12 protein-coding genes are annotated in these 12,258 nt (G+C 32.2%); 4 read left to right on the top strand and 8 right to left on the bottom strand.

The window, feature by feature from the left end; translation table 11 throughout:
- Window positions 1-176 precede the first annotated feature (176 nt).
- The 4 genes from N5D90_RS16575 to kdsA all read right to left on the bottom strand — a co-directional run bounded on the left by N5D90_RS16575 (window position 177) and on the right by kdsA (window position 3,602).
- Complete coding sequence (locus tag N5D90_RS16575) at window positions 177-755, bottom strand: adenylate kinase (RefSeq protein ID WP_125350758.1); 579 nt, start codon at window positions 753-755, stop codon at window positions 177-179.
- Between the two features lie 6 nt (window positions 756-761).
- Window positions 762-1,298, bottom strand: coding sequence for a hypoxanthine phosphoribosyltransferase (gene hpt / locus N5D90_RS16570; protein ID WP_038333090.1), 537 nt, complete (start codon window positions 1,296-1,298; stop codon window positions 762-764).
- Window positions 1,299-1,358: 60 nt separating this feature from the next.
- Window positions 1,359-2,720 (bottom strand): oxygen-independent coproporphyrinogen III oxidase, encoded by a 1,362-nt coding sequence (hemN, locus tag N5D90_RS16565; RefSeq protein WP_280063388.1) that lies wholly within the window; start codon window positions 2,718-2,720, stop codon window positions 1,359-1,361.
- A 72-nt stretch (window positions 2,721-2,792) separates the two neighbouring features.
- Window positions 2,793-3,602 (bottom strand): 3-deoxy-8-phosphooctulonate synthase, encoded by an 810-nt coding sequence (gene kdsA / locus N5D90_RS16560; RefSeq protein WP_038333085.1) that lies wholly within the window; start codon window positions 3,600-3,602, stop codon window positions 2,793-2,795.
- 76 nt (window positions 3,603-3,678) lie between these two features.
- On the opposite strand from kdsA, the gene N5D90_RS16555 reads away from it, so the two are divergent.
- Window positions 3,679-3,912: a hypothetical protein gene (locus tag N5D90_RS16555; RefSeq protein WP_052217635.1), complete on the top strand. Its 234-nt coding sequence runs from the start codon at window positions 3,679-3,681 to the stop codon at window positions 3,910-3,912.
- 18 nt (window positions 3,913-3,930) lie between these two features.
- The gene (locus tag N5D90_RS16550) at window positions 3,931-5,049 is read left to right on the top strand and encodes a glycosyltransferase (RefSeq protein ID WP_280063386.1); all 1,119 of its coding nucleotides are present in this window, start codon (window positions 3,931-3,933) and stop codon (window positions 5,047-5,049) included.
- 13 nt (window positions 5,050-5,062) lie between these two features.
- Here the strand turns inward: N5D90_RS16550 and N5D90_RS16545 are convergent, their stop codons facing one another.
- From N5D90_RS16545 to rpmH, 4 genes are all read right to left on the bottom strand, one after another.
- Window positions 5,063-5,884 (bottom strand): 2OG-Fe(II) oxygenase, encoded by an 822-nt coding sequence (locus N5D90_RS16545; RefSeq protein ID WP_280063385.1) that lies wholly within the window; start codon window positions 5,882-5,884, stop codon window positions 5,063-5,065.
- Window positions 5,885-5,894: 10 nt separating this feature from the next.
- Window positions 5,895-7,010 carry a glycosyltransferase gene (locus N5D90_RS16540; protein ID WP_280063384.1) on the bottom strand — a complete coding sequence of 372 codons (1,116 nt, stop codon included), beginning with the start codon at window positions 7,008-7,010 and terminating at the stop codon, window positions 5,895-5,897.
- A gap of 76 nt (window positions 7,011-7,086) precedes the next feature.
- Window positions 7,087-7,779: a cell division ATP-binding protein FtsE gene (locus tag N5D90_RS16535; RefSeq protein ID WP_038333079.1), complete on the bottom strand. Its 693-nt coding sequence runs from the start codon at window positions 7,777-7,779 to the stop codon at window positions 7,087-7,089.
- 82 nt (window positions 7,780-7,861) lie between these two features.
- Complete coding sequence (gene rpmH, locus N5D90_RS16530; RefSeq protein ID WP_019974979.1) at window positions 7,862-8,020, bottom strand: 50S ribosomal protein L34; 159 nt, start codon at window positions 8,018-8,020, stop codon at window positions 7,862-7,864.
- A gap of 364 nt (window positions 8,021-8,384) precedes the next feature.
- On the opposite strand from rpmH, the gene gyrA reads away from it, so the two are divergent.
- Together gyrA and N5D90_RS16520 are read left to right on the top strand one after the other, a co-directional pair.
- Complete coding sequence (gyrA, locus tag N5D90_RS16525) at window positions 8,385-10,958, top strand: DNA gyrase subunit A (RefSeq protein ID WP_280063382.1); 2,574 nt, start codon at window positions 8,385-8,387, stop codon at window positions 10,956-10,958.
- 3 nt (window positions 10,959-10,961) lie between these two features.
- Window positions 10,962-12,158 (top strand): lipopolysaccharide assembly protein LapB, encoded by a 1,197-nt coding sequence (locus N5D90_RS16520; RefSeq protein ID WP_280063380.1) that lies wholly within the window; start codon window positions 10,962-10,964, stop codon window positions 12,156-12,158.
- Window positions 12,159-12,258: the final 100 nt, after the last annotated feature.

The raw sequence follows: 12,258 nt of genomic DNA, 5'->3' as shown, positions 1-12,258 counted from the left end.
ACATGATATAAATTGATGAGAAGCTGAAATAAATTCAACTTGACATAATTGTCATTCCGAGCTTGTCGAGGAATCTCAGATTCTTCATTTCGCAAAAGATACATTCAGAATGACATTATACTAAAAATGCTCCTTTAATTAAAAGGAGCATTTTTAATATAATGTAAAAGTTGTTCTTATAAAACTTCTTTAATTGCTGCGTTCAATTTTTCGGTAATATCTTCAATAGAACCTACTCCATCAATCTCAACCCATTTTCCTTGCGCTTTGTAGTGCTCTGCTACAATTGCAGTTTTCTCGTAATATTCTGTAATACGATCACGGATAATTTTTTCGTCCACATCATCTGCACGACCAGAAGTTTTTCCGCGCTCTAATAAACGTTGAACCAAAATTTCGTCATCCACAACTAATGCTAATGTAATCGAAACTTCGCTTTCGTATTTATCTGCTAAGATTTTATCTAAAGCCTCTGCCTGAGATGTTGTACGTGGATATCCATCAAAAATATATCCTTGCGCATTTGGATTGTTATCTAAATGATCAACCAACATATTTGTTGTTACCTCATCTGGAACTAATTGTCCCTTGTCCATGTAAGATTTCACAAGAGCGCCTAATTCTGTTTCATTTTTAAGGTTGAAACGAAATAAGTCTCCAGTAGAAATTTGAGGAGTTTGGTACTTTTCTTCTAAAAATTTAGCTTGTGTTCCTTTACCACTGCCAGGAGGTCCGAACAATACAATGTTTAGCATTTTGTTTTAATGTTTTATTTGATAAATATCTGGTAAATTTCTTCCTAATCCGTCAAAATCTAATCCATAACCTACTACAAATTTATCAGGAATAGAGATTCCTACTAAATCTACCTTTAAATCTTTTTTGTAAGCATCTGGCTTAAATAATAAAGTTGCTACTTTTAATGATTTTACCTTTTTCTCTTTCAAGATTCGGTGCAACTCTACTAACGTATTACCTGTATCTACAATATCTTCTAAAATAATTACGTGACGTCCTTCAACATTCATCGGAATATCCATCTCAATAGTAATTTTCCCTGTTGATTCTGTTCCTTCGTAAGATTTTAATTTCAAGAATGAAATCTCACATTCTCCTTGATATTGTTTTAAGAAATCGCTGAAGAACATTACAACTCCGTTTAATACACCAACAAAAATCGGTCTTTCGTCTTTGTATTCTTCGTAAACTTCGTTTGCCATATTTTTGATGGCGTGTTCTATTTCTTCAAAAGCGATGTACGGAATAAATTTTTTACCGTGAATTTCTATTTCTTTCATTGTTTGAGATATTCAAATATATACTTTTTTTGATAAAGTTTAAAACATTTATCTATTTTATTAGATTGTCATTGAGAAAATGCGTGTTTCTGGCTCGTTATCTATCATTCTCTTATCGAATGTCATACACACATTTCTCACATATGGACGTCCTTCTTCTTTTACGATCAAACCATTTTCTACAAATTCAATCAAATTATCGTCAACCATATCCTGCAACATAGTTTTGATACGATCTACATCATCAAATTTCATATTATCATCAGCCCAAGAAGTTTCTAAATTACACATTAAATTTAGAATATGACGACGCATAATCAAATCTTCTTCTGATAAAATATGACCTTTGAAAACGGATAACTCTCCGTTATTAATTGATTTTTCGTACTCTTCTACCGTTTTCTCGTTTTGTGCAAAACTATACCAAGAATCACTAATAGAAGAAACTCCTAAACCAACCATTAATTGTGTTTTCGAAGAAGAATATCCCATAAAATTACGATGTAATGTATGGTTTTTCATCGATTGATACATCGAATCTTGTTCTAAAGCAAAATGATCCATCCCAACTTCGAAATAGTTCATTTCCTCGAACATTTTCTTTCCTTCTTCATATAATGCACGTTTCAATTCTGGCGAAGGCAAATCTTCGTCATGAAAACCACGTTGTCCAACACCTTTTATCCATGGCACGTGCGCATAACTGTAAAACGAAATACGATCTGGATTTAATTCTTTTGTCAAATTAATCGTTTCCATCATTCCTTCCATTGTTTGATGCGGAAGACCAAAAATCAAATCGTGAGAAATCGATGTAAAGCCAATTTCGCGCGCTTCTTCTGTTGCTCTTTTCACATTCTCGAAAGGTTGAACACGATTAATTGCTTCCTGAACTTTCAGATCATAATCTTGTACACCATACGAAATACGTCTAAAACCTAAATCGTATAAAGCCTGTAAATGCTCTTTTGTTGTGTTATTTGGATGACCTTCTAAACTAAATTCGTGTCCTTCGGCAACATCCGCATATTCAAAAATACCATCAATTAATTTCTTTAAATTTTCTGGAGAGAAAAACGTTGGTGTTCCTCCTCCTAAATGAATTTCTTTAATTTTTGGTCGAGATGAAAATAAATCCACATATAATTTCCATTCTTTCAAAACTGTATCAATATACGGAACTTCTACCGAATGCTGTTTCGTAATTCGTTTGTTACATGCACAAAACGTACACAACGACTCGCAATAAGGTAAATGAATGTAAATTGATATTCCTTCTTCTGCATTACTTTCATCGAAAGATCGTTGAAAAGTTTCAATCCAACCTTTTTTTGTAAAATCATCATTGTCCCAAAACGGAACAGTTGGATAACTTGTGTAACGAGGTCCTGGAATATTATATTTCTGAATTAAATTATTCATTATCTAAAAAATTAAAAATACTTAATCAACTTGACTAAGTATTATTTAATAAATTTTCTTTAAAAATTATTTTTATAGAATTGCCTGACGAACTCTAACCAATTTCGTTAATAAGTCTTCTAACAAATCTAATTGTAACATGTTTGCACCGTCACTTTTCGCGTTTTTAGGATCTGGATGTGTTTCGATAAAAATACCATCAGCACCTACAGCAATCCCAGCTTTTGCAATTGTTTCGATTAATTCTGGTTTTCCTCCTGTTACACCCGAAGCTTGATTTGGTTGTTGCAAAGAATGCGTAATATCTAAAATAACTGGCGCATAATTCTGCATCACAGGAATTCCACGATAATCTACCACTAAATCTCCGTAACCTAACATAGTTCCACGCTCGATAATTGCAACATTACTATTACCAGAATCTGTCACTTTTTCTACAGGAAATTTCATTGCTTCAGGCGAAAGAAATTGACCTTTTTTCAATGTAACATGTTTCCCTGTTTGTGCAGCTGCAACCACTAAATCGGTTTGACGAACCAAGAAAGCAGGAATTTGTAAGACATCTACATAAGCCGCCGCCATTTCTGCATGAAAAGGTTCGTGGATATCTGTAGTTGTTGGAACATCAAAAGTTTCTCCAACTTTTTGGATAATTTTCAATGCTTTTTCATCTCCAATTCCTGTAAAACTATCAATACGAGAACGATTTGCTTTTTTGAAAGATCCTTTAAAAACATAAGGAATCTCTAATTTATCAGTAATTGTTACTACTTTTTCAGCAATTCTCAAAGCCATATCTTCACTTTCGATGGCACATGGACCAGCAAGTAAAAAGAAGTTTGGCGAATCTTTGTGTTTTATCTTTGATAAAGTTTCTATCATTGTGCAAATTTACACAAAGTTATCGACTTATTTTTCATAATTTTGCCTATACTTTATCATTCTTATTTATCGTTTTATGGATTTTTTATCTAACATTGGTATAGCTGATATTTTTGGCTATCTTGCTTCAGTCTTTATTGTACTAGCATTCTTTTTTTCGAAGATTACAATTATCCGCATTATCAATGCAATTGGTTGTGTATGTTTTGTAATTTATGCTGCTATGATTGAGGCTTGGCCAGTCCTTATTCCAAATGCGATTTTATTTTTAGTTCAGGCGTATTATATCGTCTTCAAACCTGGAAAATAATCTTAAAAAACCTTAAAATTGAAAATCCTATCTGCTGTACTAAATAATATTGAAACGGATCAAAGATTAGATAAAGTTTGCCATTCTTTGTTAAAGTTTGGGTACGATGTAGAATTGATTGGCGCGACTATAAACGGAAGACCAGAATTGAATAAACCGTACAAAACATTTTTGATGGAACAAAAGAATCAATCAACAATGAAAAAGTATGCAGAATTTAATTACAAATTGTTTTTCACTTTACTTAAAAAAGCTGATAAACAAACTATTTTATTAGCGAATGATTTGGATAGTTTACTTCCTTTTTATTTGGTTAGTAAAATCAAAAAAATTCCTTTAGTTTTTGATAGTCACGAAATTTATTCAGAATTACCATCATTACACAATCGTCCTAAAACAAAAAAAGTTTGGAAAACTTTAGAACGTTCTCTTGTTCCAAAAATCAAGTATTTTTATACAGTAAGTGATGGATATGCCAATTGGTTTCGCAAGGAATATGGTGCTAATCCGGCTGTGATTAGAAATGTTCCCAACCGAACAAAACTTAACGATAAACAAGATTTAATTTTCTTTCGCTTACCCGAAAATCCAACAAACGATAAAATATTATTGTATCAAGGCGCAATTAACATGAGTCGAGGAATTGACAAAATGATTGAAGCGTTTAAACACATTGATAATTGTCAATTTTGGATTGCTGGCGAAGGACCTAAAAAAACTGAATACGAACAATTGGTAAAAGATTTTAACTTGACTAATCGCATTCATTTTTTAGGAAATATTCCCCCAAAAACTTTAAAAACTATAACACCTTTAGCTGATGTAGGAATGAGTATGGAAGAAGATTTAGGATTAAGCTATCGCTACGCTCTACCGAATAAATTATTTGACTTTATTCAAGCTAGAGTACCAGTTTTAGCAACAAATTTACCCGAAATCAAAAAAATGGTCGAAGAATATAAAGTTGGAAAAGTGATTGACAATCACGAACCAAAACATTTGGCTGAAAAACTACAAGAAATCTTAAACGAAGGAAAAAGAAGTTACCAAGAAAACCTTGCAAATGCTGCAAATGAACTTTGTTGGGAAAATGAAGAATTAAAATTGAAGGAGATTTTTGAAAAAATAAAAAAGTAGATTAAATTTTAATCTACTTTTCTTCTTTTTTATAAATATGTGGATTTTCCACTACTCCTTTTTTAAATACTTTTCTAACGCCCATTCTTAGTGCATTATCAACTTGCAAAACTTGATCCAAAACCTTTTGCTCTGGACGACCTCTAAACGAAGTCACATGAAAAGAATCTGTTTCCCTTAAAGGTTCTTTAGAAAAATAATAATTTGAAACACATTTTCTAAAACCTTCAAACTTTATTGGAGAAACCGAATGCAAAGAATCATTATGCGTTGCCATTACTGCTAATCGATTGAATTTACTAAAAATTGTAATTTGATCATTTTTCAATCCATTTGGCCAAACTTCTAAATTACCACCATATTCTTCTTTCCAATCTGGCGTTACATAATACAATAAATTCAACACACGCCACAATTCTCTTTTCGCATCGTGAGAATTATCCAAATGAGGCTGCAAAAATTGACGATTTCCCATCATAGACAAACCTCCAGCATACAAAGATGAATCTGGAATAGGTTGTTTTATTTCGCAAATCTCAGCAATCAAATTTACGATTCTTTCATCTTGAAAAGCGTAAATAATTTCTTCTAAAATAGGATGATATTGATCCATTTGAACAGCAATATATTTATCTTCTTTCAAACTTTTTTTCAACACCATTTCTTTTTCTTGTGGAAAAACTTGATTTATCTCCAAAACTAATTCTTCTGGCAATAGATCATCAACCCAAAAATAACCGATCTTATCTTTGCTACTATTATATTGTTGACTTATTTCTTCCTTTTGATCAATTAATCGTTGTAAAATTATATCTGCGAATTGATTTCTGTTCATAATCATAAAGTTAATTAAAAATTTGTTTCAAAATAATTTCGGCATTCAATTTATCATTCAAATCATATTCAAGTGTTTCAATATATTCTTTTGATGCTAAAAATGATTGATCTTTTAAATGATTAATAGCTTTTATCAGCTCTGATTTATTCGAAACTTGAACACAAAGTCCACTAATTTTCTCATCATCTATCACATTTTCATTTATTATCGAAAAACGACTATTGAATAATGCATTTATCACTTTTAGTTTTGTTCCAGATTCCTGAAAAGACCACGCTATATTGAGATGTGCTTTTTCGAAAAGATTTTTCAAATGATCAAAATCTTTCAATTTAACAAATTGTATACGAGGATAATTTTTAATTTTTTCTTTTACCCAATTCTCTCTAGAACCTGAAGCAATAACGAAAGGATAATCAATTCCTTTAAACACTTCTATCAAGAAATCGACTACTTTACAATTGTCCGAAGCTCTCAAATCTCCATGATATAAAGCAAATTTTCCTTTTTCACTTAGTGATTGAAAAGTTTCATTTCCATGAAAAACAGGCACAAATTTTCCTTTGTTGTATTTTTCTTGGATATAATTTTGTTCAAATTTAGAGAGTGTAAAAACTTCATCAAACTGATGGATAATATTTTCGTATTGAATATATTTTTTTGCCTCAATATAAAACAATGCTTTTTTCACCAGATTCTTCTCGCTTACAGCTAATCCAGAAAAATAATTTTGCTCAATATTATGTAGTCGCAAATATTTAGAACAACCTTCAAGGTTATATTTATTCAAAATAAATGTTGTTTTTAGACTTTCAAAAAAAATAGGTGCTTTCAACGATTTAATTCGTTCATACAATAATTTGCTATCCCTAGATTTTACTGAAATAGGATATTTCTGAAAAATATAATAAGGCTTTTGATGTATTGGATAAAAATAAACTTCTTTAGCATATATTCTTAAAACATCGCTATCTGTTTCGTTAAACCCAAACAAATGTAAATAAATCTCAACCCCAAGTTGATTAAATGCTTTCAATTTATAAAAAACATCTATAACGCCTCCATAATTGGGAGGAAATGGAACATCCATACTTATAAAATGAAGTTTTTTACCTTGATACATTAGTTAATTATTTAACAAAAAAAAGAGTCTACAACTAAGTAAACTCTTTCTTTAAAATTATATTGTGTAATTTATCTTATTCTGATATCGCTTCTGCAACTTCAAATAATCTTCCGTCTTCACAACGTACCTTACGCGCAGGATAACGACGAATAATTTCGTAATCGTGTGTAGCCATCAAAACTGCACAATTATTTTCTTTCGATACTGACAGCAACAAATCCATAATATCATTTGATGTTTCTGGATCTAAATTTCCTGTTGGCTCATCGGCTAAAATTAATTCAGGATGATTTAACAATGCACGAGCTATAGAAACACGTTGTTGCTCACCTCCAGAAAGACGGAACGGCATCATTTTCTTTTTAGACAACATCCCTACCGAATCTAAAACCTCATCAATACGTTTATCGATTGTCGCTTTATCCTTCCAACCTGTTGCTTTCAACACGAACGTTAAATTTTGCTCTACCGTACGATCTGTTAACAATTGGAAATCCTGGAAAACGATTCCTAAATGTCTTCTAAGATCAGGAATTTTACTTGTTTTCAGTGATTTCAAATCCATTCCAACCACAGAACCTTGTCCTGATTGAAGCGGCAAATCACCATAAAGCACTTTCAATAAACTACTTTTTCCACTTCCTGTTTTTCCGATTAGGTAAACAAATTCTCCTTCGTTAAGAGTGAAATTAACGTCAGATAATACTAAATGATTTCTTTGATATATAGATGATTGACTTAACTCAATTACATTTTTAGCTTCCATACTTTCTACAGTCTTTAAAACAAATGTAAAAAAAAAGCTTGAAAGAACGACCTTCAAGCTTATTTTTTATGAATTGTAGCGATTATCTTTTAGCTCTTACTTCACTAACAGTTAATGCTTTTCTTCCTTTCTTTCTACGAGCAGCTAATACTTTGCGCCCGTTTTTAGAAGCCATACGCTCACGGAATCCGTGTTTGTTTCTTTTTTTTCTGTTACTTGGTTGAAATGTTCTCTTACTCATCTTTACTAAGTTTCTAATCCATTACTCGAATGGGTTGCAAATATACAGTTATTATTATTAATTCAAAAATCAAATTGATAGAAAATTACAAAAAAGCTGAATTAATAGTAAACCGCGTTCCGTTCTACACTTTGTAATTTTCGAAGTGCAAATATAAAAACATTTTTTTGTTAAGCAAGAGAAAATTAAAACAATAACAATTAAAACTTATCAACAATATCATTTGCGAAGATCAAACGAAGCTATTTTTAGAAGGATTAGAAAAGTTTCCTTAAAACTTTCATAAAACATCAAATATCTTGTTTTTATCAGTCTTTTTTTAGCTTAAAATTCGTATATTAGCCACCTTATATAACAAAACAATATGACTGAAGGAGAAAGACTAATCCCAATTAACATTGAGGATGAAATGAAATCCGCTTACATCGATTATTCGATGTCGGTAATCGTATCTCGTGCGCTTCCGGATGTGCGTGATGGTTTAAAACCTGTACACCGTAGAGTATTATTCGGAATGTATGAATTAGGTGTTTTTTCTAATCGTTCTTACAAAAAGTCGGCACGTATTGTAGGGGAAGTTTTAGGTAAATTCCACCCACATGGCGACATTTCTGTTTACGACACAATGGTACGTATGGCGCAACCTTGGTCTTTGCGTTACTTATTGGTAGACGGACAAGGTAACTACGGTTCTGTAGATGGTGATCCACCTGCTGCAATGCGTTATACTGAAGCAAGACTTCAAAAAATTTCAGACGAATTATTAGCTGATTTAGATAAAGAGACAGTTGACTTTCAACTAAACTTTGACGATACTATCCAAGAACCTACTGTATTACCTACTCGTGTTCCAAACTTATTGGTAAATGGTGCATCTGGTATTGCGGTTGGTATGGCAACAAATATGGCGCCACATAACTTAACAGAAGTTATTGACGGAACAATTGCTTACATCGACAATCGTGAGATTACAATTGACGAATTAACACAATACATCAAAGCACCAGACTTCCCAACAGGAGGTACAATTTATGGTTACGATGGTGTAAAACAAGCTTTCGAAACTGGACGTGGACGTGTTGTTTTACGTGCAAAAACTAATTTCGAAGAAGTACATGGTCGCGATTGTATTATTGCTACAGAAATTCCTTACCAAGTTAACAAAGCAGATATGATTGCAAAAACTGCTGAGTTGGTAAAAGATGGTAAATTAGATGGTATTTCTGAGATTCGTGACGAATCTGACCGTAAAGGTATGCGTATCGTTTATGTCCTTAAAATGGATGCGGTTCCTAACGTTGTTTTAAATAAACTATATAAATTCACTCAATTACAATCATCTTTCAGTGTAAATAATATTGCCTTGGTAAAAGGTAGACCAGAGCAATTGAACTTGAAAGACATGATTTATCATTTCGTAGAACACCGTCACGAAGTGATTGTTCGTCGTACTGAATATGAATTGAGAAAGGCACAAGAAAGAGCTCATATCTTAGAAGGTTACATGAAAGTAATCGGAACACAAGATGATCTTGATCGTGCAATTAAAATCATTCGCGAATCTGCAACACCAGACGAAGCGCGTACAGGATTAATGGAAGCTTTCGAGTTATCAGAAATTCAAGCACGTGCAATTTTAGATTTACGTTTACGTACATTAACTGGTCTTGAGATTGATAAAATTCGTGAAGAGTACGAAGAAATCATGAAAATGATTAATCATTTGAAAGATATTTTAGCAAACGAAGATTTACGTATGCAAATTATCAAAGATGAGTTATTAGAAGTTCGTAAAAAATATGGTGACGAACGTCGTACAGATATCGATTATGCAGGTGGAGACTTAAATATCGAAGATTTAATTCCTGATGAACAAGTTGTTTTAACAATTTCTCACATGGGTTACATCAAACGTACACCACTTTCTGAATACCGCAAACAATCTCGTGGAGGAGTTGGTAACAGAGCAGCTACAACACGTGACGAAGACTTCTTAGAATATATGGTTTCGGCATCTAACCACCAATACATGTTATTCTTTACAGAAAAAGGAAAATGTTATTGGATGCGTGTGTACGAAATTCCAGAAGGTTCTAAAACATCCAAAGGTCGTGCAATTCAGAATTTGATCAACATCGAACCAGATGATAAAGTAAAAGCATATATCCTTACACACGATTTAATGAACGAAGAATACGTAAATAATAATTACGTAATCATGGTAACTAAAAATGGTATCATCAAGAAAACATCTTTAGAAGCTTATTCTCGTCCACGTGTAAATGGTATTAACGCAATTACAGTTCGCGAAGGTGACACATTATTAGAAGCCTTATTAACAGATGGTAAATCTCAAATTATGATCGCTTCTAAATATGGTAAAGCTATTCGATTCGAAGACGAAAAAGTTCGTCCAATGGGCCGTACTGCTTCTGGAGTTCGTGGTATCAATTTAGGAGATCAACCAGATAATGAGGTTATCGGGATGATTGTTGTGACTGATGTAGAAAAAGAAACTGTATTAGTTGTTTCTGAACAAGGTTACGGAAAACGTTCTTCTATCGAAGATTATCGTGAAACGAATCGTGGTGGTAAAGGTGTAACAACACTTAATATTACTGATAAAACAGGAAAATTAATCGCGATTGAAGCTGTTACAGACGAAGATGATTTAATGATTATTAATAAATCTGGAGTTGCAATTAGAACTGGTTTAGATGAAATTCGTGTAATGGGTCGTGCAACGCAAGGTGTTCGATTAATTAACTTGAAAAAGAACGACGAAATTGCAGCAATTGCAAAAGTACAAGTTGAAGAAGAATTGGAAGACGAATTAGAACTTGATGAAGAAGGAAATCCAATTGTTGTAGAAAACACAAACGAAAACAACGAAACTCAAGCAGAAGAAACGCCTGCTGAGGATCCAAATAATGAATAATCAATGAAAAAATTATTATTTAGTTTAGGATTAGTTTTAGCAATGTCAACATCATTCGCTCAAACTAACACAGAAGAATTAACGACAGAACCTACAGTTTTAGCTGAAAAATATAATAAATCAGCAAAAGAAAACTTAGCAAAAGGTGACGTTACAAAAGCAAGTCAAGATTTAGCAAAATTATCTAAATACGAAAACGGTAAAGTTTGGCAAGTCAAAAATAAAGACTCTAAAAAAGACGAATTTTACTATTCTCAAGCTGATTTAGATAAAGCTACAGCTAGTGGTAATTACGCAAAAGCAAAAGAAGTTGCTTTACAACCAAAATATGGTTTTTTGTTGCAATCTGAAGTTTCTAATTTAGCAAACAAAGAATTAGACGCTGCAAACAAAGCAATGGACGCAAAACAATTTGCTGAAGCTGGAACAAAATTCTTAAATGTTTTCAACTTAGTTGAAGCTTTAGGTACAAAAGAAGATATCTACAAATATCAAGCAGCAATCTGTTTTTACAACGCAGCTGATTATGAGAAATCTTTAACGATTTTGAAAGAATTAGCAGCAAAAGGATTCACTGGAAAATCAGCTAATCAAACAAAAAATTACAACCGTGATATGTATGTTTTAGCTCTTAATGGATTGTACAATGCAAAAAAATACGATGCTATCGTAGAAGAAGCGACTACAAAATATCCAAAAGATGCTGATATCAACAATATCGCAACTGGAATTTACCAAGTTTCTGGAAATGCTGATAAAATGACAAAACGTATCGAAGAAGCGATTAAAATTAATCCAAACGATGCGCAAAATTATTACAACTTAGGTGTTTTATATTTAGATGACGCTTCTAAAGCAGCAGAATCTAAAAACTTGTTTAAAAAAGCGATTGAATTAAATCCTAAACATTTCGAGTCTTATAACAATTTAGTTTTAGCTATTTTGCAACCAGATAAAGAAATTGTTGAAACAATGAACAACAATTTAGGAACATCTAAAAAAGAGAAAGAAGTTTACAACACAAACGAAGCAAAACGTAAAGCTTTGTTTACAGAAGCAGCTCCTTATCTTGAAAAGATGTACGAAATTCAACCAGAAAATCGTCAAGTTATTCGTAACTTAATTCAAGCTTACAAAACGTTAGGAAACGATCAAAAAGAAAATTTCTATCGTGACGCTGAGAAAAAATTAGTAAAATAATTATTTCAATATAACACAAAAAAAGGACTTCAATTGAAGTCCTTTTTTTATACTTTGTTAACATGAATTTATTTCAGTTTCTCATCAACTTGTATCATGC

The organism is Empedobacter sp. GD03797, from assembly GCF_029842105.1.
Classification (GTDB): Bacteria; Bacteroidota; Bacteroidia; order Flavobacteriales; family Weeksellaceae; genus Empedobacter; species Empedobacter falsenii_C.
Note: the sequence above shows the minus strand (reverse complement) of the source record. Positions and strands in the feature narration are given on the sequence as shown.